Raw genomic sequence first — 22,854 nt, forward strand, 5'->3', positions numbered from 1 at the left:
ACGGTTTCAGTGCAATAACCGGGGGCCAACGCCCGTCGGCTGATGACCCGAACCCGTATTTTCATATGGAACGAAGCACTAGGGCCCTTCAACGGAATTGAATGTGTCAGACAGCGAGATGATCAATAGCGATGCGGGACTAACGCAACTTCCTGAAGCAGCGCTGACTGAGCTGTCTGAAGCGAAGAAGATCTTGGAACATCATGGCATCGCCGATCGGTTGACCGAAATGATCGGAGCACCAATCACCGCGTCTCTCAAAATGCTTCCCGGAGTCGCCGAAGACGCTGTTTACAAGGCGATCGAAAAGTCACTGAAAATCGCTTTGGATGTCGCACTTCAAACGCTCGGTGACGGCACCGAGAAGAAGCGTCGTCCACAGCTGTTAACTCATAAGTTGCTGGCCGGGATCACCGGCGCGGCAGGGGGCGCATTAGGAGGCGCGACGGTGGCTGCTGAGTTGCCGGTGTCAACGGTTTTGATCCTTCGAAGTATCGCTGACATCGCCAGAAGCGAAGGCGAAGATTTAAGCGAGATCGAATCGCGGTTGGCTTGTTTAGAAGTGTTTGCGTTGGACCCCGGGAAAGGCAAATCCGATGCGAGCGATGGGAAATCGGGATCGGCAGACACCGACTCAACGAACGAAGTCGATGACGATACCGAGCTGGGATACTTTGCCGTTCGTGCGGCGATGGCTAAGCAGATTCGTGATGCGACCCAATACGTCGCGAAGAACGGAGTCACCAACACGTCGGCTCAGCCGCTGGTCAAGCTAGTGGCAAAAATCGGAGAGCGATTCGGGCTTGTGGTCAGTGAAAAAATTGCAGCGCAAGCGATCCCGGTCATCGGTGCTGTGGGTGGTGCGTTGATCAACAGCTACTTTATCGATCACTACCAAGACCTCGCCCGAGCCCACTTTACGATCCGCAGGCTGGAGCGGGAATTTGGTAAACCCGCCGTGAAAACTGCCTATCAATCGCTCTAACAAAACGTGCTTGTCACGTGTCTTGTCCCGGCCGAAGAACCTGGAAAACGGGAAAAACCGCTACAGACTGCCAGGCCCAATGCCGATCTTCAATGGTGAAGGGGGGAGTCTTCGTCGCATAGACGCGTCGCTGCGCGCCTCCACGTAATCATATCTGGGTACCAATATCGGTCCCGATTGGAAGGCTGTAGTGATGAGGACTTCAGGGATGAGAACCTTCGCACGATCGTTGGTGTTGGCGTCAGTTGGATTGCTTTCGGTTGCGGCAAATGGCACGCAATCGCACGCACAGCGTCCAGTTGTGCCAGGCACCGGTAGCGAAATTGTTGGCGTGGCTGACGATTTCGAAGATCCCTCGTGGAATTACATCCCACGTGATCCCAAAAGCACCGAAGACATCGACGAAAACCAACGCGGCCCAATGGGGCGAAGCACGAACGGTCGTTGGTATGAAGGGGTCAAGCGAGGCCATCCCGATGTTGTTCAACGCGTCGAAACCCCTGCCGGTGGAATTCCTGGCAGCAAAGGTGCCCTGCTGATGCGCAGCAAATTCACGGGAATCCCGGGACGTCCCAGCGGAACGATGCACCAGGATGACTTTGTCGCAAACGTGCAGTACCGGCTGAAACGCCGCCTGGATATTTCCGAAGTTCCTTCGGTGACCACGCGTGTGTTCTTGCCACCAGTGGAATCTTGGGAAAACCGCAGTGGCCCTCACTTCGGATTCCGGTTGGCTTTGGAAACCACAGCCATGGTTGACAAAGAAGTTGGCGTCGGGATTTTCAAACGCACTGTCGAAGAGATGGGCAACGAAGTCTACTGGCCGGGCATGTTTGTCGAGTTCGAAAGCAAGCACCAAAGCCGCAAAGACCACGACTACGCGTACCTGCGAATTCGTGGGAACACTCGTGGCGGCGATTTCCGCGGACCGCAAATCACCACGACCGGTTGGTGGACTTTGGGGATGAGCGTGACTCCCGACGGAATGGTGCACTACTACGCTTCGCCAGGCATCGATGACCTGACCGAAGATGACTACATCACCAGTCAGTTCCCCTATAACTACCGTGCCGAGCGATTCCGGACGTTCTTCTACAACGTGTGTAGTGCGGACGACGGACAGCGATGGAGCACGACTTTCATCGTCGATGATCCCAAGGTTTATGTGCTGCGTCCCAAAGGCCAGCAACGCATCGCAACCAAGCCACGCTAGTTACTGCCGAAAGGCAACGAGCTAAAACTGAAATTGATAGACAGCCGAGGGTTCGCTCTCGGCTGTTTTCGTAGGCGGCCACAATCACTCGATCAGATCCCCGATCAGGTTATCGAGTGGTGGTTGCAGATTGATCGCTAAAGTCGGCTTAACCCCGACGGTCGCGTCATTCGGTGGGGACAAATTCTAGTCGGCCTCAGTGCGTCGGGCAGGTATTCGCCAGAGTAACCGGGTGGACTATGTTGGTGTGGCTTCCTAGATCTTTGAAGCCCATGCTGCCGCCAATCGCAGCAATCTGCCTGTCTGGACTCGGACACCCTATTATTGCCGCTGCTGTGTCGATTTCGACGACCGAAACGTCTGTTCTTCAGCCCTGGATCGAAGAATCAGCATTTGTAGGAAGCGGTGCCGAAGCAAGGCTGGTCCCTTTAAATCAGCTGCACGAAGATCAGTTCGATTGCTGGCGAAAACTGCGGGCGACCAGTAGCCACTATAGGCCGCCATTTTTTGCGCCGGAGTTTGCACAAGCGGTTCAGCGAGTGCGCCGCGACGTGGATGTGATCGTGGTCTTTGAGCAAAGTGAGCCGATCGCCTTCCTACCGATTCATCGGCAGGACGCTCATGCCTATCCGGTGGGGCGTTTCTTTAATGACGCTCACAATATCATTCAGGGGCCTGCAACGGCGATACCGTGGCATTGGTTGTTGAACCAAGTTGGCTTACGATCCTATCGCTTTCATGCACTGGTCGGCCAGCAGCTTGATAGTCTGCCTCGCTACAGTTGCCATTGCAGTGTGCGATCGTTTTCCTGCCAGATCGGTGATGACCCGATGTCGTACCTACGGCAGCTCGGTAAAGAACACAAAACGGTGGGCCGCCAAGGCCAGAAAACGCGGAAGCTAAATCGTGAAGTCGGCGAGGTCGAGTTTGAATTCGATTGCCGTGATCTCGATTTACTAAGGCAGGCAATTCAGTGGAAGCGAAACCAATACAACCGCACACACATCCTGGATTTGTTTGCCACTGGATGGACACGAAAGTTGGTTGAAGAGCTATTTCATATTCCGAGAAATGCGAATGGATTGCGTGGTGTGCTGTCGACCCTGAAGGCGGGCGGGAAGATGGTGGCGGCTCACTTTGGCATTCGGGAAGGTGATTTGCTCCACTACTGGTTTCCCGTGTACGATCCGGCGTTCGCAAAATACTCGCCAGGGACGGGGCTTTTCGTTTCCATCCTGCAATCGGCTCAACAATTGGGGCTCCGTTGCATCGATATGGGGTATGGAGAGCAGCCATACAAGCGTAAGCAAACCGATGCGACGGGAGTTGTCGGTCAGGGCTGTATTTCGCCAGCGATGCCGTACAGGCTGATGTGTCGCACACAGAACCAATTGACTTCGATGGTGAAATCTCTGCCAATGAAGTCTCAACTGAAAAAGGCCTGGCGTACGGTGTATCCCAATGCAGGGCAGTCGAAGTTAGACTGACGTGCTGTAGTCCTTCGCGAAAACCCTTTTGCGAAAATCGATTGCGACCGTTTGCCAAATCGGACCCCTTGCCCAATTGCTGCGATCGATCGCTCAAGTTTTAGGGCTCCTCGCCCGTTTGCATCATCACCCAAGAAAGCCTTTCGTGACAAAGGACGTTCTGTTGGAAAAGCCAAGTAAATTGACCCGCCGAATGGTTCTCGCTTCGATCGCCGGAACTGCGATGGTTTCGTGTGGTTGCCCGATGTCGATGCCGGAAACGCTTCCCGGGCAGAATTCTGGTGCCGACGGGGTTCCTGACGATTCATCGATTTTGGACTTGGTTGCGACGACGTTGGCCTATGAAAAGCAGTCACGTGGACTGTCGACGATGGTTAACGGTGCCTGGCAGATTTTTCACGGGATATTGGCTTTCGGTAGCGAGTTTAAAATCGATACACCCGATGGGCTGCGAGGGGCGATCGACTATTTTGCCGCAGGTGGCGTTTGTGAAGGATTCCGCCCTCGATTGGGTAATCGCTTCGATGATGGAAATGTTGGCTTTCTAGTCGACATGCAGGCAAGCACCAAAGTTGGTCAAGGGCACCGGGATCAATGGCTTGCCGTCGTCGCGCAAGCTGGCCAACAGAAAACAGATCAATGGAAGATCGAGGAGACTCCCGTCAGTATTGACGATTGGTTGCGGCAAGCCGAATTTGATGTTCCGCTCAATTACGAAGCCGAGTTCAGTTGGACTTTGATTCCGCTCTCGTTTTATCGTCCGACCGACCATCGTTGGACCGCACGCGACGGTGACGTCTACAGCACGGAGCTGCTAGTAGAAAATGAGGTTCGCAGTGATCTTGCGGCAAGTGTTTGCGGTGGGACCCATCGTTTAATTGGGATTGCCTACGCGGTCCGTAATCGAATCGCCGAAGGCGGCGCCATCAGCGGCGTCTGGCAGATGGCCAGCGATCACCTCCGTTCGGCGATCGAAATGGCACGCGAAAACCAAAACCCGGATGGCACTTATAGCACGGCATATCTACATCGCCCGGGATGGTGCAGCGACCTGGGAGAATCACTCGGAACGACTGGACATGTTTTGGAAGTTATCGCGGTAGCTGGCGATGACGATGTCCTGAAAGCGGATTGGGTCAAACGCAGCGTTGCAAAGCTTTGCGATATGCTGAAGCTTTGCCGCGGAGTCGACTTGGAATGCGGGGTTCTGTACCACGCATTGCACGGACTTGCCGAATACCACAGGCGACTTGCGAAGGCCTAGTGTTTCGTTCGATATCAAAATACGGGTTCGGTTCATCAGCCGACGGGCGTTAGCCCTCGGTTATTGCACTGAACCCGTGGCTAACGCCAGACGGCTAATCCCAAATATGGGGCGGTTCATCAGCCGACGGGCGTTAGCCCCTGGTTATTGCACTGAAACCGTGGCTAACGCCATGCGGCTAATCCTAAATACGGGTTCGGGTCATCAGCCGACGGGCGTTAGCCCCGGTTATTGCACTGAAACCGTGGCTAACGCCATGCGGCTAATCCTAAATATGGGGTCGGGTCATCAGCCGACGGGCGTTAGCCCCGGTTATTGCACTGAAACCGTGGCTAGCGCCATACGGCTAATCCTAAATATGGGTTCGGGTCATCAGCCGACGGGCGTTAGCCCCGGTTATTGCGCTGAAACCGTGGCTAACGCCATGCGGCTAATCCTAAAATCGAGTTGGAACGAAGCACTAGCATCCTGTTCATTAACGATTGCCGCCCTTCACTCCGTGCAATCAGCGTTCTTTCCCGCTGGTTATGTGAAGTAAAAGGCGGTCAATTAATCCGGCACGGCAATGGAAACGAATCGATCTATTCGTAGATCGGATAGAACGTGTTGAATGCCTTCTCGCCGAAGTCACCCGGATCGTTGAATCGTCGGTGTTGATCCATCGCCGAGAGAGTGCTCATCTGCTGATCGCTCAATTCGAAATCGAACAGTGACAAGTTTTCTTTCAAGCGTTCCTTTCTCGAAGTCTTAGGCACGATCGAAGTGCCTCGTTGGATTGCCCACCGCATCACAACTTGTGCTGGGGTGCGACCGACTTCTTCGGCGACCGTTTTCGTTTCCTCGCGATCGATCACGCCTTCGCCTTTTTCGGCCATCCCGATCGAAAAATATGATTGGGCGCCTAACGGCGAGAATCCGGTGACGTGGATGTTCTGCTCATCGCAGTATCGGAGCAATTTTTCCTGCGTCAGGTAGGGATGCAATTCAATTTGCAAAACCGATGGTGTGACCGACGATGAAGCAATGAGATCGCGGATCAGTGAGACACCGAAGTTGCAAACACCGATGTTGCGAACCAAACCGGCTTGTTTGAGTTCGATCATCGCTTGCCAGGTTTCTAAGATCGGAACCAAGTCTTCTTTCATCGCCGGATTGTCAGCATCCGGGTCGAAGAACCAACCCGGCGGGTACCGTTTTTCGGGAGCGACGTAGGCCAGGGGAATCGGAAAGTGAATGTGGTACAGATCCAGGTAATCGAGCCCTAGATCGGCGAGCGACTTTTCCAGGGCTGGTCGAACATGTTCCTTGCGATGAAAAGTGTTCCAAAGCTTGCTGGTGACCCAGAGGTCTTCACGCTTCACCAAGCCTTCGTCGATTGCCTGTTTGATCCCTTGGCCCGCTTCGATTTCGTTTCCGTAGTCACAAGCCGCATCGATGTGGCGGTAGCCGACTTCAATTGCATCGCGAACTGATTGCGCGGTTTCGGACGGATCGATTTTCCAGATTCCCAAGCCGACCGACGGAATCTTGTCTCCGCCACTAATTTCGAATACTTCACTCATCCAATCTTTCCCTCGAGCAATTGTTGGTTTTCGAACTTATCTTCCCAGACGAAGCAGTCGCTGAAAAGCCACCATGCCAACCGAGGTTTGTGATCGGGATGCCCCTCGTCTTTTGCAACAACCCGATTCGGTCCATCGAATCTGTTTCTGGGGTTACCACGCATCTATTGCAGGAAAATCACCAGAGTGCCTGAGTGATTGGATGTCGCGAAATTGGCAGTGGCGCGGTCGGCCGAAATTCGTTACTCTTAGGCTAGGGTGGTTGGCTTCGCAGCGTTTAAAAGCGATTCAATCACCACCGCATCGGGGCGACCTTCAGATGTCGACGAGTTATTCGTACGAAGATCGGAGGAATCATTTCTGATGCTACTGCTAGGACTTTTCGTAGTTAGCTTCTATAGCGTTAAAGCTTGAGCGTTTCAGATGGGTCGAGACGAATCGATTGCACGTTCATTGTTGATGGGACTCAGCAACGATGGCTTGGAAAACGTGCTTTCGGCATTTCAGCCGCGATCCTTCGAGGCCGGATCGATGATCGTTCAAGCGGGTGATCCCGGCGACGAGCTTTTCTTGATTACCGCAGGACGCGTGCGGGTGTGGTCTGGGGATGGCCCGGCAGTTGCCGAGCGTACGCTAAGCATGATGGGGCCTGGCGAGCACTTTGGTGAGGCGTCGGTGATCTCCGGCAGCCCTCGCAGTGCAACCGTCAGCGCGATTACCTACGTCGAAGCCATGGTGCTTTCTGGCGACGACTATCGTCGGTTGGTAAAGTCCTATCCTGAGTTGCTTGAAAACGTCACGCGGTCGCTGACCAGTCGACTGTCGCAAATGAATGTGGCCAGACAAAGTGGCAAGCAGCCAAAGCGGGGCTTGCACTCACTGGCGGTCATCGTCCAAGACGATGCTGGATGGCGATTGGCTGAATCGCTGATCGCAACACTTCGCTCGACAAAACAAATCGTTCAGCCGATTCTTCTTTGTGATCAGCCTGAGCAATGTCCTCAGGATTTTGATCGGGATGCGTTGCGAGTCCAGCCATCAGAACTGGGGATCACAATTGCTGAGCGAATTGATCAGTCATTGTCGGTAACAATCGCATCTGGAGTTAACGCGGCATCAGCGGCGGTTCAAGAATGTAACCGAATCGTGTTTGCGGTTTCTGCATCCAAAGGTTTGGCTGAATCGAATCAGTCACTATTCGATAAGATTCCCCCGCATCGCCGACCGGTCGTTGCGTTGATGTTCGATGGCGACGGCAAAACGCGGCCGAACATGAATCTGCAGGAATCGAGCGTTCGCTGTCGTCATCAAGGCAACGGATTGAACGCAAAGTTTGCGACCGACGGTGTGATGCGGCTGTATCGACATTTGGCTGGTCGCCGTATCGGTTTGGCACTCGGGGGTGGTGGGGCGAGAGGGATCGCGCACATCGGCGTGTTGGAAGTGTTTCAGAGAGCCGGTGTTGTCTTCGATTCAATTGCGGGAACCAGCGCCGGGGCGATCGTTACCGCAGCAGTTGGACTGGGGTTCAAGCCAGCAGAAGTCGGCGACTTCTTTCGGCAAGAAATGGTTCCGCCCTCGTTTATGGCCAAACGGTCATCGACCCGTCGGATCTTTTTGTTGCACAGCTTTCGTGGTGGCAGGTTTGAAACCAAACTTCGTCGCTACATGGGTGAATTGACGTTTCAGCAAGCCGATTTGCCATTGTCGATCACGACTTTGGATCTGATCAGTGGCGAACAACAGATCCGCCGTGATGGGGATTTGGTTCAGGCGGTATTGCAAAGTATCAACCACCCGGTCTTCGGTCGGCCAATCATCCAGGACGGTCAAATGCTGGTTGACGGAGGCGTATTGATGAACGTGCCGGCTTCGGTCCTCCGTAGCGAAGGCTGTGATCAAGTCATTTCCATCGATGTGGGGTCGACGATTACCACGGATTATGGAAAAGACCGCAAAGGCAATCTGAAGAAGCCTAGCTACTTTTCGACACTTTTACGGGCGATGGACATCAGTCGGCGGCATTGCAGCGCCCTGCATCGCGAAGAAAGCGACCTGATCATTATCCCACAGACGAGCGATTTTCGGATCGAAGATTTCCATGCGGTGGATGCGTTGATCGATGCCGGTCGTGAAGCAGGGGAAAAAGCGATCGACAATGTCAAACGGCTGGTTGGATAAGCGTTCAGAAATCACTGGTCAGCGGGCTGTCTGACCGCAGTGATGTCTGAGGCGAGCTTCCTTTGGTGGCTCTTTTGAGTTCAAACACAGTGTTTTACAATATCTTTTGCGACATCGGCGATCGCTTGTGCTGCGACGCTGCGAAACGATAAACGCTGTGGTTGGCGAAAAATTTGTCACGATGCCTGTGACCTTCATTGATTCGCCCTCACTTTCGGTGCCCAAACTTCGCGTCTGAATACGTATGACTTCATCAAATGACCCTTCCGCTGACGAAATCTTGGTCTCCCAGATTCGGGACGGCGATTCGTCTGCGTGGCAATCATTGATCGAACGCTATGAGGGGCGGTTACTCGCCTACACTCGCAGCCGCATCCGTGATTCGGCGGCTGCTGAGGATATCGTGCAGGAGGCATTTGTTGGATTTCTGGTCAGCCTCCCGAACTACGATGGCAGTCGGCCTCTGGAAAGCTACCTGTTTTCGATTTGCGCTTACAAGTTGACAGACCATCTAAGACGTGAAGGCAGACGCCCGACGATCCAGTTGCAAGGTCGGAAAAGCAGCTCCAGTGAAATCGATCTTCCATCTGGAGGACGTGTCGCCAGTAGCATCGCCAGAAGTGTCGAGCGAAAGAAGTTAGAGGCGACAGCAATCGGTGACGCCATCGAAGAACAGATTCAGCGCTGGAAAGAGTCCGGCAACTGGATCAAGCTTCAGGCGATGGAACTGATCATCGTTCTCGGTTGGGGAAATAAGCAGGTCGCCGAAAAGCTTGGTCTAACCGAGCAACAAGTGGCGAACTACAAAAGCGACTTTCTTATCCGGATGAAGTCGATCGTGAAACGCGCCGGGCTTGACGAAGGAGTCTTCCCCGAACTTGCCGATGACGCAGTTTAACTGCGCATCACTTTCAAAAATAATGGTCTTCAGTGACCAGATTTTCGTTTCAGCTGCCCATCGTTTGGATTCCATCAAACGTTAGTTCGACTCGCCGCATCCATGGATCCGATGGGCAAATGCAACGCAGGCGAAGATGTCGCCGAGCTAGACTGGCACCAGTGTCGCCAAATCGCTCGGTATGCCTTTTCGACTTCGGTAACGAACCGTTGTTCATCCGCAATCGTTTGGACCGTTTGTTGACGAAGGGACTTTCGAAGCTCCCGCAGCTGATCGAGATCGGACGCAAGTTGGCCCAATTTCTCGCCGTATTCGCTCTCATCTTTTGCAATCCACTGCGGGTATCCGAGATGATGCACGATACCGGCTGTTCCCCGTGATGGGCGGTTGTTCCCATAGATCGCAATCATCGGAACGCCCATCCATAGCGCTTGCATTGTCGTCGTGCCACCTGCCCACGGTGTCACGTCCAACCCGATGTCAATTTCCTTGTAGATCTCTAAGTACGATTTGCCCGTGAACTGGTTCTGGATGTCGATACGCGCATCTTCAATTCCACGTTCAACCAATGCCGCACGCAATTCGGCCATCGATCGATCGTTGAAGCGCGTATTGAACGCCAGTAGGTGGGCATCGGGATTGGCGTGTAACGCGGCTGCCCAGAAGTCATGAGTCTTCGCCGAAATTTTGAAGGGTCGGTGCAATGATCCGAACGTGATATGCCCCTTCGTATCTGCTGGCAACGGCGTCAGTTCGGGGGCGTGCTCGGGCGGCAGGAACGAAAATGATCCGCCAGGAATCCGAAGCAATTGCTCGGTATGCCAAGTCGGTTCGTCCGGAGGATTTTGAACTTCACAGGTGAATGTGTAGTCGATCGCTTTCAACCCAGTCGTGTTAGGGTATCCGAGCCACGAGATCTGAATCGGTGCAGGCTTCATGGACCATGCCGTCAGTCGGTTACCGAACGTATGGCCAGAAAGGTCGACAAGGATATCGATCTGATCGTCCAAGACTTGTTGAAAGACCTGCTGATCTGAAAAGCCAAATGTCACCCGCCAGTGGTCGGTCATGGCTTTTAGCTTTTCCGTGACACTGTCATTTGTGGTGTGCTCGTAATAACAGAATGTTTCAAACTGTTCATTATCGCGAAGACGGAGTAGCGGTTCAAAAAATCCCGCGACAGCATGTTGGCGCAGGTCGGCCGACGCATAGCCGATGCGAAGTTTTCTTGTTTCGGTCCGGTCATTGCTATGCCCGTTAAAAGGTTGCTTGCAACCGTAGGCTTCGCCCCATTGTTTGTGGGCTTCAAAAAGTTGTTGCGGTGAAACTTCGGGATCGCCCGTCATTAGATAGACTAAACAGCCATGGACTTCGCTCATCGAATTGTCAATCGAGATTGCTTTTTCGAAACAGATTCGTGCTTCATCGCGACGTTCGGATTCGATGTGAATGAAGCCCAATGAGCAAAGGGCGTGTGCATCGTTCGGCGACAATTCCAGCGAGCGGTAAAGCTGTTCTTCAGCACCCTTCAAATCACCTAGATCTTGCAGTGTTGTTGCGAGGTAGTGCATCGCTTTGCTGCAACCGGGAAACTCATCAATGATGCCGGTGAAAAGCTCTTTTGCTTCTTGGTGCTGTCCGAGTTTGACAAAGGATCGGGCATGTGTCAGGCGGGATACCAGATCGTTTGGACGAGCTTTGATCACCTGGTTAAGAACTTCGATCGACTCATTCAGTCGACATTGTCTGCGAAGGCACTCACCCAAGTTCCCGAGGATGTCGAGCTTGTTTTCATCTTCGACACTACCGCCTGATGTCTCGGAGAGGGATTCAATGCGTTCGAGCAACTGACGATAGATGGCTTCAGCATCGTAGAGCTGATTCTGTCGAACCAAGCAATTCGCAAGGTTCATCGAAGCCTGTGTAAATTCGGGTTGCCGCTTGAGAACGATTTCGAATTTCGCTTGCGCCTCTTTCAACTGCCCCAGCTCAAGCAGCAGAACACCTAGGTTGTTAACCAATTCGGTGTTATCAGGATCCAGCTCAATTGCCTTGTTTAATAGGGCGATCGCATGGAGTGAGTTGTCGCTGGCATGCTCAATCAACGCGAGATGGCCCAGCAAGGTCGGCGATTCCCCACTGAAGGCTATCGCCTTTTGAAGACACTCAATTGCATCCGGGTAGATCCCGCCGCTGTAAAGCGTCATCCCAAGAAGATGCCAAGCGTTCGCATTGGTTGGGTCTTTGGCGATCACTTCGCAGTAGATGTTTTTGGCAGCTTCTAGCTGTCCTGCTTGTTGCAGCTTGATCGCATTGTCGAGTTGTTGATTCAGAGCAGCGTTGACTTGCTGATCCGCAGAAATCGTGTTGGTATCCGCATGCATCATCCGCCGTCGAGCTCGGCTTCGCTTGGGTTTTGCTTTGCTGCGTGCCATCGTCTATCTGCCCTCGGTCACCAACCAATTTTCGACACGACTGGATGTGTCGTCGTTCTGTACCACTTAATCGTCTTCGGCAAAACGATCGATCTGGGTTGATCAGAAGGCCGATTTGATAGAGCGTCATGATGCCCAGATTGGCTGCAATCACGGGTGTAATCGAGATTGAATCGACAAAAGACAGACTTCGATTGCCGCGTCAATGATGAAGTAGTTTCGTGCGGGTTTTCGGACAGCCCCATTCTTGCCACACTTTCGGGAGCTGTCGCTACTGGATGACACATGATCAGGGTCTATCTGCCGAGCCTCGCTTCTGGCCAGAAATTCTTCGTGACCGGGGGTTGTAAGGCAACTTGGGTCGTGTCACAGGCGGATCCGTCATCGAGTAAAATTGCATGCCTCGTTTGGACCCCTTAATTCTCGATTGGTGTTAGCAAAATGATTTTGAAGCGATGGCTTGCGGTCTGTCTTCTTTCGCAGCTTGCTCTGCTCGGCGGCGTTTCGGCGGAAGAGTCGTCTCAGTCTGCAAAGACGCTGGATATTAGCGTTCCAGTTCATATGGACTACCTTCTTTCGCTTCCTGAAGGCTATGAACCCGATGGAAAGGCAGTGCCCCTATTGCTATTTCTGCATGGGGCGGGGGAACGCGGTGACGACATTAACGTGGTCAAGAAGCACGGACCACCGAAGATGATCGCGGCGGGAGAAAAATTCCCGTTCATCGTCGTGTCACCCCAATGTAAGAAAGGGAAAATCTGGGAACCCTTCCAACTGAGCGCTTTGCTTGACCAAGTGATTCGTGACCACAACGTGGACGAGTCCCGCGTCTACGTCACCGGTCTCAGTATGGGAGGCTTCGGAACCTGGGCTTTGGCAGCCTATTCGCCAGAGCGGTTTGCTGCGATCGCACCGATCTGTGGTGGCAGCGAGCTATTCCGAGCCCGAAATTTGAAAGAGCTACCGATTTGGGTTTTCCACGGTGCGAAAGATTCTGTGGTGCCGCTATCGCGATCGCAAGACATGGTCGATGCGCTGAAGAAGCAAGGCAACGAGCCAAAATTTACGATCTATCCCGAGGCTCAACACGACTCGTGGACGGAGACTTACAACAATCCAGAATTATACGAATGGTTGTTGTCGCATCAGTCGAAGTAAGAGCTATCTATCGTCGACGTTGCATCGGTGAAGGTAGCGTGCTTTCCCGCTGGATTGGCGTCGTGGACGGCGAATTCGTCAGGGCCCCAACCTGAAAATCATCAGGTTGTTATGGTGCACTTTGGTCGGGACTATGTCGCGCCCAGTTTGACGCCCAGTCGCAGTAGCTCAAGCGCCGCGTCGGCAGCTTCTTCACCTTTGTTGCCGACCGTGCCGCCACTGCGCTGCAAGGCTTGATCCAGCGTATTGCAAGTGAGCAACCCGAAACCGATCGGTTTTCGGGTTGTCAAACCAAGATCCATGATCGCATCGCTGACGGAACGATTGATGTGTTCGTCATGTGTGGTTTCGCCTTTGATCACACATCCCAGTACGATCGCGGCGATCACGTCCACGCCATCAAGTGCATTCGCGCATACCAGCGGCAATTCCCAAGCTCCGGGAACACGGACGACGCTGATAGCGGAATCCTGATAGCCAGCTTCACGAAGGGTTTTCAGGCTTCCCTGTACCAGCGAATCGCAAATGCTTTCGTTGTACCGACTGGCGATGATGACAATTTTGCCTTCGGGGAGATTGCCTTCGATACCAGTGACTTCAGTCGACATCCTTCACACTCATTAGAAATTCGGCATTGTTTTGTGTTTTGGACAGTCGCTTGACCATGTCAGCCATCGCGTCGCTAGGCGACGATTCGACCATCGCTCGACGCAATGATGAAATACGCTGAAACTCGTCTTTATCGAGCAGCATTTCTTCGCGTCGGGTGCCGCTACGACTGATGTCAATCGCGGGCCAAATTCGGCGTTCAACCAAACCGCGGTCCAAAACAATCTCAAGATTGCCGGTGCCTTTGAATTCTTCAAAGATCACATCATCCATCTTACTTCCGGTATCGACAAGGGCGGTGGCCAGGATCGTCAACGATCCGCCCTCTTCCGTCTTGCGCGCCGATCCAAAGATGGCTTTGGGCTTTTGCATCGCGCCGGCATCAAGACCGCCGGTCAGCAATTTGCCCGTCGATTCACCGTCACTGTTGTGTGCTCGTGCAAGTCGAGTGATGGAATCTAAGAAAACGACGACATCGACTCCAGACTCGACCATTCGTTTCGCTTTCTCGATCACCATCTGAGCGACTTGGATGTGACGCTGTGCCGGTTCATCGAATGTGCTGCTGATCACCTCGCACTGTGGTCCGCGGACTTCGCGTTCCATATCGGTGACTTCTTCGGGGCGTTCGTCTATCAACAAGATGAAGACGTAGGCTTCCGGATAGTTATGCAAAACGGCGCGAGCCATGTTCTGCATCAAAATTGTTTTTCCCGCGCGGGGTGGGCTGACAATCAGTCCGCGTTGACCAAATCCGATCGGGGTCAGCATGTCAACGATTCGGGTCGACAGTTCGTCAGCGCTATGCTCCATCATGATGCGGCGATCAGGATGCAGCGGTGTTAGTTCTTCGAACGGGATCGACGAGTTGCGCTGCGACGGGTCGCGACGATTGATCGCTTCGATACGCAGTAACGCGAAGTAACGCTCGTTTTCTTTCGGTGGTCGAATCTGACCGGCAACGTGGCTGCCAGTTTGCAGACCGAAGCGACGAATCTGGCTCGGTGACACATAGATGTCGTCGGGGCAGGAAACATAGTGATGTTTGCTGCTGCGTAAAAATCCGAAGCCGTCGGGCAAGATTTCTAAGGTGCCTTCGCCGTACATCAAACCGCCAGCCTTCATGCGGTTCTTTAGAATGGCAAAGATCAATTCTTGCTTGGAAGTCTCTTCTGTTTCCTCGATGCCTTCGGATTGGGCCAATTCAAGAATTGCTGACTCGCTCATCGCTTGTAGCTCGGCCAGCGATGTTTGCGGCCCATCGGCACCGGACGGAATGCCGACGCGTTTACCGACCTTGGTCGCTTCGCTAACGATTTCTTCAGGAAGCGAAAGCGGATCACGTTCGGCATCTAATTCACGGATACGTTGATCAACGACTTTATCGGGGTGCCGCTGAGTCGGGCGCCCGCGTCTTCCTGGGTAACCCCGGGAATTGCTATGCCGTTTGTGCATGCGGTCATCGCCGCGAAAATTATCGCCCGAAGGCCCTTTCGATTGCATGATATTGGGCGTCCATGGGGACGCAGGTGAAGAGAAGGAGTGGAGTTGTCAGCTTGCGCTGGGAGGGATGGAGAAGGGAAAAGCTCTCCTACTCAAGGAGGAACCGCGAGGTTAGCGAATGCCGGGTGCGGCTTGCGAACTGGTTTAAGTGGTTTTCGACGTTTCGAGATCTCGAAGGCCGGAAAATTGAAAAGGTTTACGTGACTAGGCACGATACAACTTAGTCAAAACCTTGCTCGACGTGTTGCCAAACAAGGGCTCTACGCAAGGCGACCGAGTTTGGGTCATCCCATCCCCTCTGCGGTCGCTTCCGTGCAGCCTGTTGGAATTTTGTCTCGCGAGTGCTTTGCAGCGAATTAGGTTCCGGAAAACCGACGTTAATGTCGCTTGTGGCGACGTAGATTCTTCGGCGGTTGCGTGTCGACAATTCCAACAATCCGCGGTCGCAATCAATCGGCTAATCGGAAAGACAATGCTTTCCTTGCCCCTTTAGATGGCTCTCGGGGCGCCGATTATTTAACGACTTCATCATTTTAGCGATCTGCAGCCATTGTCGATCCAGATTTTCACGCAAAGCGTCTAAGGTCAGATCATTCCACATAACATGATTACTGAGCCGACATTTCGTCTCTATGGGCATCTGACACCGCTCGCGTCGCTCGAGTTCGCGGCGGTCCCAGCCACGATTTTTGATCCTCGGCAACCGATTTTCTAAGCTCGCGTGAACGCACCAAATTTCATCGCAGGTTAAGTCCCAGTGAGACTCAAACAACAGCGGCACGTCTAAAAGCGCGACCGTTTTCCCCTGTTGTGCCGCTGTCGCGATGCGATCCATGATCACTTGCCGAGTCGGCGGATGAACGATCGATTCAAGATAGCGAAGGTTGTCGCGTTTTGCCGGTTCATCGCCGAACACAAAATCAGCAATCTTTGCGCGATCGACTTGGCGATGATCCGTTGTCGATTGATAAAGAATCTCAGTGCCGAATCTTTCAACAAGCTTGTCGATTACCTCGGAAGTGTTCAGGCATTCGCGGGCGATCAAGTCCGCATTGATCCATTCGGCACCAAGGCTCGCGAGGTGTTCTGCTGCTGTTGATTTCCCGCCCGCTGGCGAGCCGACGATACCGAGAACAAACATGCGAGTCTTTTAGTGAATCAGTTAGCGATCCGTATCGACTACTTGCGATACAGCCAAGCGGCACATGCAGGGCACTCGATCAGAAAACCAAGGCGAATGCGGTCAATCATTTGAGTCGTCAGCATTTGATTACAACCGCCACACGATTCGTCTTCGATCGGCGCGAGCGCTTCGTCACCGCGCGACGTACTGAGGCGAACATACTCTGACTTGACCGAAGCCGGAACCAATTTTTCCGCCTTGGCAAGCTCTTCACGAACGTGCGCCAAATCTCCTTTGACGACCTCAAGCCGTGATCGGACTTTGTCTGCCCGTTCGTCCTGCTCAGCAATGTTACTTTGCAGTTCTTCTTCAGCTTTTGTAACGACTTCGTTTAGCGAGTCGATGCGTTCAAGGCCTTCAAGAATCTCGTCACTTTGGACACTATTGGCCTGTTCGTCAGCAGCAATCTGCTCTTTCAGCAAGTTGAATTCTTTGTTGCTCGATGCGGTGTTGAGTTTCGCTTTCAGCTGATCGATGTGATCCTCGCGAGACTTCAACTGCAACTGCTTGTCGTCGCAAATCATGGTTGCTGATTTGACATCTGCGCGCGCCTTTTCGACATTCGCTTTGCATTGATCGACGATCGCTTCGCCAGCTTTGATTTGCCGCGGCCCCCGCGCAAGTTCGGATTCCAGATCCTTGACCTGCAGGTGCAATGAGTGCAGTCGACGGAGCAGATCTCCGTCAAATTTGGTGTTTTTATCAACAGCCATAGAGAGTTTGTCTATTTGGGGATCTAGGCAAGATGCCGAGTCTTCATTTGTTTTGTGTCGGGACCATGATACCGCGAAAGACCACGGATCAGAATCCGGGGCCCGCGGCTGACTTTTCAGGAACGTTCAGTCGGCAACGACGTTGTCCCGAGAGATTCTTCCTGGCTAACGAGAAGGCTCAGCAATTGGTGTCGGCGTGGGTTGCCTTTGACGCCGATTAACTCACCGCGTTCTTGTTCGCTCAGGCCAAACCAGCGAATCGAATTCGGCAATTCCCAACGCGGCAAATGTTGCAAGCGTTTGGCAATCTTGTCGGCGAGCGATCGCTCAAGTTCGCCGTTGGGGGCTCCGCCGAAGGCGCCAACCCCCGTCGTCCACAGTTCCACCCACAGCGTTAGCTTTCTGCCGGATCGGTCCAGGCTTAGGATGCAGGTGCGAATTTCGGAAAACTCGTTGACCGATCGTTCGATGGACATCGGGTCGACGCTATGTCCGTTCGACAACGTAATGCGGTCGTCTGCCCGTCCCAAGATTCGCAGTTGTCCAGTTTCGTTGCTCTGTTTGACGACATCGCCAGTATCCAACCAGCCGTCGGGACCAATCCGCCGCTCGGTCAGCTGGCTGTCATCAAGGTAGCCGTTCATCATGCATGGCCCACGAACCCAAAGCCGATCTTGCGCATCAATACGGTGTTCCCAAGTCTGGACAACACGGCCCGCGTGACCGGCGATTGAGTCCTGTCGAGTTTGGCTGCTGATGACTGGTCCGGATTCGGTCAGACCATAACCCTGAATAACGCAGACACCTTGTTCTGACCAGTTCGCGAATTGTTCGTTATCCATCGCCGCTCCTCCACATCCAAGCATCTGCAGACTGCGACAGCCTTCTGGTTGTTGCAGTAAGCGTTCGGATAAACTCGGCACGACGTTGGCAAGCGTTGGGTTAAAAGCAGGGGCAAACTCGCACCATCCTTCGTATCCGCGATTGATCGCTAGGGTGCAACCGGATAGCAACCATGTCCCTATATCACAGGTACGCGCATAGGCGTGGCTGATGGACAGCACTGTTAGTCTGCGATCGGTTTGGGACTGGTGTGCAGCTTGAAGTTTCGCCTTCGCATTCTCCAATAGCGCCTGATGCGAAAGCATGACGCCTTTTGGTTCACCACTGGTTCCGCTCGTCCAAAGCACAAGAGCTGTATCGGTGGGGATCAACGCTGTGTCGACTCGAGTAGTTTCATTCAGTCGAGCCACTGATCGAGAGATCAACTCGTCTTTAGCATCTTCTCCTAACCAGTATCCTTTCGCTTTGTCACGGCATCGCTGCACATAGTTTGGGCCGGCAGCGCTATCGATCGGGATTTCAACAAGTCCCGCGCGGGGACAAGCTAATGCGACTAGTAGGTCGTCAATCGAGTTCGTGACCGAATGGACGAAGCGGGCATTGGTGCCAAACGCTGACGTCGAGTCCGGCAGTTGCTTCAGTGACCAAGCAACCGAGTTGACCAGTTGTTCAAGTCGACGCCACGAAATGCCGTCTGAACGATCCGAAAACTCACGTCGATCGGTCCAGATTGCCAGGCCATCCGCATAGCGAAACGCATTGAATCGCAGGACTTCGTCCAGTCGCTTCGCCTTCTTGGAGTCAGTCTGGGGGTCAGACATCGTGTATGATCAGGTGGTCGAGGATCTTCTTGCGAGAATTCAATGTTGAACCAAAAATTGCACAGGCTTTGCATCACCTGCGTTGGGCTCGTTTGCTTTGCGTTCGGCTATCAATCTAGGCAAGTGTCGGCGAATGATCGACTGGACTTGGTCGCGGAATTTATGCAAACGCATTGTTTGGACTGCCATTCCGGTGATGAAGCCGAGCGGAGCTTCCGTCTCGATCATCTCGTCGATCGACTGTCAGCCGCACACGACGGTGATGACGCAACAAAGCCCACGACGCTGGAAAGTCAAACCAAGCTGGCTTTGGAAAAATCGTTCCGTCGGCTAATGAGCCGGCAGATGCCCCCTGCAGATGTGGACATCATCGCAGGCGAAAAGTTGCGATCGGTTCAAAACGCGATCGATTCGGTTCTCGCCTCCGACGCGAAACGCAATCCTTATGCGGGAACAACTGAAGCGATCCGGCGGATGACGCGAATCGAGTATCAAAACTCGATCGAAGACCTTTTGGGAATTCACATCGACGTTGCTGCAATCCTACCACCGGATTCGTCGAGCGATGGCTTCGATAACATTACCGTCGATGATCTGTCACCGCTTTTGCTGGAACGCTATCTAACGGCAGCAACGCGGATCAGTCGTGTCGCGATCGGAGCCAGTATCGATCAACCTCTTGGGCTAACCGTTCGAGTCCCGGCCGACCAAACGCAGCAAGATCACGTCGCTGGCTTGCCGTTCGGAACTCGTGGCGGGTTTCACTTCACGCACCAATTTCCAAAGTCAGGCGAATACTCGTTTAGCATTCGTCTTATGCGAGATCGTGATGAAAACATTGAAGGCATCTACGAAACGCATCAAATGGATGTGCTGCTTGACCGGAATCGGGTCAAACGCTTCACCTTGGATCCGCCCGGAGGCAGTCGTGGGCATTCCGAATATGACAAGCATCTAAACTTTCGAATGTGGATCGATGCGGGAGACCACGACGTGGCCGTCACGTTTGTCGAAAATGCAACCTCGCTTTTAGAAATCAAGCGGCAACCATTTGACGCCAGCTACAACCGCCACCGACATCCTCGCCGAACGCCGGCGGTTGCCGAAGTCAACTTGGTCGGGCCGTTTATCAAAACCGAGAAAGAGAATGGGACGACCGATCTCGAAACCGGTCAGTACAGCACCAAAAAAACATCCGATGTTGACACGGCCGATGAGATGTTCCGCCGCTGGATGAAGCTGGCATATCGCCGAGCGATTACCGAGGAAGACTTACGACTTCCCCGCCGTTACTTTGACGAGGCTATTCAGCACGGAGGCGATGATGCTTTCTCTCGTGGCATCGAAGCTGGGCTCACGAGCATACTTGCCAGTCCACACTTCCTATTCAAAACCGTTGCGCAGCCCAATCAGTATCAGAAAGGTGCGGTTTACCCAATCACATCCGATGAAGTCGCAACCCGACTGGCATCGTTTATCTGGAGCAGCTTGCCGGATGAGGAACTGATGGCTGAGGCTTGGGACGGATCGTTAAGCCACAGTGAAGGGATTCGTCAGCAAACATTACGAATGCTTCAAAATCCAAAACGAGACGCTTTGGTCGATAACTTTGCCGCACAATGGCTGTACTTGCGAAACTTGCCGACAATCACGCCTGACTTGCGGCAGTTCCCCAGCTTTGACAACAACCTTCGCGAAGCGTTCTCAGAAGAAACAAAACGACTTGTTGCCGATGTTATTCGGCGCGATGCCAGTGTGCTTGAGCTGATTCAAACGGACCATGCATACCTGAACGAGAGGCTCGCGATTCACTATGGCATTGGTGGTGTTGTCGGTAGCCACTTTCGTCAGGTACAGCTCGAACCCGATTCACATCGTGGCGGTTTATTGCGTCAAGGCAGTATCCTGATGGCGACGTCCTATGCAACCAGAACGTCGCCAACGAAGCGCGGTGCCTGGGTGTTGGAAAACATTTTAGGAACACCGCCTCCACCGCCACCTCCAAACGTCCCAACGATTCGTGAAAAGCATGATGGAGGTCCGGTGAACTTTCGTGAAGCTCTCGCGCAGCACCGAAACGATGCTTCCTGCGCCAGTTGCCATAACTTGATTGACCCAGTGGGATTCGCGATGGATCAGTTCGATGCGGTCGGACGGTTTCGCACGATGATCGATGGTCGTCCCGTCGATGCCTCCGGGACTCTACCCGATGGGACTGTGGTCAATGGCATCGCTGAACTGGAACAGGGTATACTGAAGTTTCCGGAGATGTTCGTGACCGCGCTAACGGAAAAGCTGATGACGTACGCCTTGGGACGCCCAGTAACAGAATTTGATGGGCCGGAAGTTCGCAGGATTGTTGAACTGGCAAAGGAAAACGACTATCGGTTTTCATCAATCGTTTGCGGTATCACGACAAGCGTTCCGTTCCGGAATCGAACCGCCCAGTAGTCAGTGTTTTGTAAGTACAAGACACGGTTAAAACAGTCGGTTTAACAGTCCATACCGATCGACACAAAACGGAGCTCCGCGGATGGCTAGAGCATCGCATCGAATCCTCGACCGTCGAACTCTCTTGCGCGGCAGCGGCGTCGCAGTCTCGTTACCGTTGCTCGACGCGATGATGCCGTCGGCAAGCGCGACTTCGATCGATCCTGATAAACCGATTCGGCGACTGGGCTATTACTACATTCCGATGGGTTTCAATCCGGAAACTTGGACACCCAAAGGCGACGCCGAGATGCTTGGTGAATTGCCGCCGAGTCTTCAGCCGCTGAAGTCTGTCAAAGACAAGTTGTTGGTGATGACCGGGATGGATCTGCAAAATGCGTATCCGGGTTCTCATGCGACCAGCAATTCAGCTTTTCTTAGTGCAGCGCGGGCAAAGCTGACCGAAAGCACCGACTACTATCTCGGCACGACGGTGGATCAGATCGCTGCGAGCTTTCTTGGCAAAGCATCGCCCTTGTCATCGTTAGAGCTGGCGATGGATTCGGCGAACACGGTCGGACAGTGCGACAATGGCTATGCCTGTGTGTATCAAAACAACCTGTCATGGTCTTCACCAACGACGCCTTTGCCTGCCGAGTCTCACCCAAGACTAGTATTCGAAATGTTGTTCGGCGATGGCGGAACGCCCCAACAGCGACTCAGTCAGCTAAAACGTCGAGCCAGTTTGCTGGACTCGATGACTTTGGAGATGAAGCGTCTGCAGCAGCGGCTCGGCGCGAGCGATCGAAATGTCGTTGATGACTACTTAACCAGTATCCGAGAAGTCGAACGGCGGATCGAATCTGCAGAGCAGACCTCGCAAGACAATCCCTTGCCAGATTTGGATCGACCTATCGGAGTCCCTGCGTCTTACGGGGATCACGCAAGGCTGATGTTTGAATTGCAAGTGTTGGCGTTTCGTGGTGACGTCACCCGCGTTTGCACCTTTCAATTGGCCCGCGAGGCGAGCACCCGAACCTATCCCGAAATCGGCGTTCCCGATCCACACCATCCCACAACGCACCACGGCAACAACCCCGAGAAGCTGGCCAAAGTCGCGAAGATCAATCGGTTTCATGTTTCGCTGTTTGCCGAGTTCCTTGAGCGATTGGCGTCGATACTGGAAGGCGATGGCTCAATGCTTGACCATTCGTTGTTCATGTACGGCAGCGGCATGGGCGACCCGGACGCACATGACCATACCAATTTGCCCATCTTGGTTGCGGGGGGCCAGGCAGGTGGACTTCGCGGTGGTCGCCACATGCGTTATCAGACGCCAGAACCACTTTCCAACCTGCATTTAACGCTACTAAATAAAGCCGGGGTGCCTTTAGAAACCTTCGCCGACAGCACCGGACAGATCAAAAACCTCTTCGAACCAGTAGTCCTCTAGCTCTGACTCCCCCACCACTATCCACCCCAACCTCCCCCTGAGCCGATGGACGCTAGTCCCGGTTCTCCACCGATCACTGGCTCTGCCTCCCCCATGAGCCGATGGACGTTAGTCCC

16 protein-coding genes are annotated in these 22,854 nt (G+C 53.4%); 9 read left to right on the forward strand and 7 right to left on the reverse strand.

Annotation, left to right across the window (positions count from 1 at the left end; all coding sequences use genetic code 11):
* Positions 1–118: 118 nt before the first annotated feature.
* From LOC67_RS22445 to LOC67_RS22460, 4 genes are all read left to right on the forward strand, one after another.
* Positions 119–985: an EcsC family protein gene (locus LOC67_RS22445; protein WP_230265094.1), complete on the forward strand. Its 867-nt coding sequence runs from the start codon at positions 119–121 to the stop codon at positions 983–985.
* Positions 986–1,193: 208 nt separating this feature from the next.
* On the forward strand, positions 1,194–2,198 hold the full coding sequence (locus tag LOC67_RS22450) for a hypothetical protein (RefSeq protein ID WP_230265054.1): 1,005 nt from the start codon (positions 1,194–1,196) through the stop codon (positions 2,196–2,198).
* A 272-nt stretch (positions 2,199–2,470) separates the two neighbouring features.
* Complete coding sequence (locus LOC67_RS22455; RefSeq protein WP_230265055.1) at positions 2,471–3,685, forward strand: GNAT family N-acetyltransferase; 1,215 nt, start codon at positions 2,471–2,473, stop codon at positions 3,683–3,685.
* 145 nt (positions 3,686–3,830) lie between these two features.
* A complete protein-coding gene (locus tag LOC67_RS22460) occupies positions 3,831–4,949 on the forward strand; it encodes a hypothetical protein (RefSeq protein WP_230265056.1) in 1,119 nt (372 codons plus the stop codon).
* A 581-nt stretch (positions 4,950–5,530) separates the two neighbouring features.
* On the opposite strand, the gene LOC67_RS22465 is transcribed toward LOC67_RS22460, so the two are convergent.
* Positions 5,531–6,511 (reverse strand): aldo/keto reductase, encoded by a 981-nt coding sequence (locus LOC67_RS22465; protein ID WP_230265057.1) that lies wholly within the window; start codon positions 6,509–6,511, stop codon positions 5,531–5,533.
* 423 nt (positions 6,512–6,934) lie between these two features.
* On the opposite strand from LOC67_RS22465, the gene LOC67_RS22470 reads away from it, so the two are divergent.
* Both LOC67_RS22470 and LOC67_RS22475 read left to right on the forward strand, forming a co-directional pair.
* Entirely contained in the window at positions 6,935–8,692 is a 1,758-nt protein-coding gene (locus LOC67_RS22470; protein ID WP_230265058.1) for a patatin-like phospholipase family protein, read from the forward strand.
* Positions 8,693–8,936: 244 nt separating this feature from the next.
* Complete coding sequence (locus LOC67_RS22475; RefSeq protein ID WP_230265059.1) at positions 8,937–9,590, forward strand: RNA polymerase sigma factor; 654 nt, start codon at positions 8,937–8,939, stop codon at positions 9,588–9,590.
* A gap of 74 nt (positions 9,591–9,664) precedes the next feature.
* Here the strand turns inward: LOC67_RS22475 and LOC67_RS22480 are convergent, their stop codons facing one another.
* Positions 9,665–12,025, reverse strand: a complete 2,361-nt coding sequence (locus LOC67_RS22480; protein ID WP_230265060.1) for a tetratricopeptide repeat protein — start codon at positions 12,023–12,025, stop codon at positions 9,665–9,667.
* Between the two features lie 441 nt (positions 12,026–12,466).
* Here LOC67_RS22480 and LOC67_RS22485 point away from each other — a divergent pair, with 441 nt between their 5' ends.
* Positions 12,467–13,183, forward strand: coding sequence for a prolyl oligopeptidase family serine peptidase (locus LOC67_RS22485; RefSeq protein ID WP_230265061.1), 717 nt, complete (start codon positions 12,467–12,469; stop codon positions 13,181–13,183).
* A 131-nt stretch (positions 13,184–13,314) separates the two neighbouring features.
* On the opposite strand, the gene ribH is transcribed toward LOC67_RS22485, so the two are convergent.
* The 5 genes from ribH to LOC67_RS22510 all read right to left on the reverse strand — a co-directional run bounded on the left by ribH (position 13,315) and on the right by LOC67_RS22510 (position 18,855).
* Positions 13,315–13,791 (reverse strand): 6,7-dimethyl-8-ribityllumazine synthase, encoded by a 477-nt coding sequence (gene ribH / locus LOC67_RS22490; RefSeq protein WP_230265062.1) that lies wholly within the window; start codon positions 13,789–13,791, stop codon positions 13,315–13,317.
* Positions 13,781–15,247 (reverse strand): transcription termination factor Rho, encoded by a 1,467-nt coding sequence (gene rho, locus LOC67_RS22495; protein ID WP_261367083.1) that lies wholly within the window; start codon positions 15,245–15,247, stop codon positions 13,781–13,783. Before rho ends, ribH begins: the two co-directional genes overlap by 11 nt.
* A 505-nt stretch (positions 15,248–15,752) precedes the next feature.
* Entirely contained in the window at positions 15,753–16,436 is a 684-nt protein-coding gene (gene coaE / locus LOC67_RS22500) for a dephospho-CoA kinase (protein ID WP_230265063.1), read from the reverse strand.
* A 38-nt stretch (positions 16,437–16,474) separates the two neighbouring features.
* A complete protein-coding gene (locus tag LOC67_RS22505; RefSeq protein ID WP_230265064.1) occupies positions 16,475–17,191 on the reverse strand; it encodes a zinc ribbon domain-containing protein in 717 nt (238 codons plus the stop codon).
* 116 nt (positions 17,192–17,307) lie between these two features.
* A complete protein-coding gene (locus LOC67_RS22510; RefSeq protein ID WP_230265065.1) occupies positions 17,308–18,855 on the reverse strand; it encodes a class I adenylate-forming enzyme family protein in 1,548 nt (515 codons plus the stop codon).
* 123 nt (positions 18,856–18,978) lie between these two features.
* Between LOC67_RS22510 and LOC67_RS22515 the strand changes: the two genes are divergently transcribed.
* Both LOC67_RS22515 and LOC67_RS22520 read left to right on the forward strand, forming a co-directional pair.
* The gene (locus tag LOC67_RS22515) at positions 18,979–21,306 is read left to right on the forward strand and encodes a DUF1592 domain-containing protein (protein WP_230265066.1); all 2,328 of its coding nucleotides are present in this window, start codon (positions 18,979–18,981) and stop codon (positions 21,304–21,306) included.
* An 82-nt stretch (positions 21,307–21,388) separates the two neighbouring features.
* A complete protein-coding gene (locus LOC67_RS22520; RefSeq protein WP_230265067.1) occupies positions 21,389–22,738 on the forward strand; it encodes a DUF1552 domain-containing protein in 1,350 nt (449 codons plus the stop codon).
* The last annotated feature ends 116 nt before the right edge of the window (positions 22,739–22,854 follow it).

The sequence above is a fragment of the Stieleria sp. JC731 genome (assembly GCF_020966635.1).
Taxonomy (GTDB): Bacteria; Planctomycetota; Planctomycetia; order Pirellulales; family Pirellulaceae; genus Stieleria.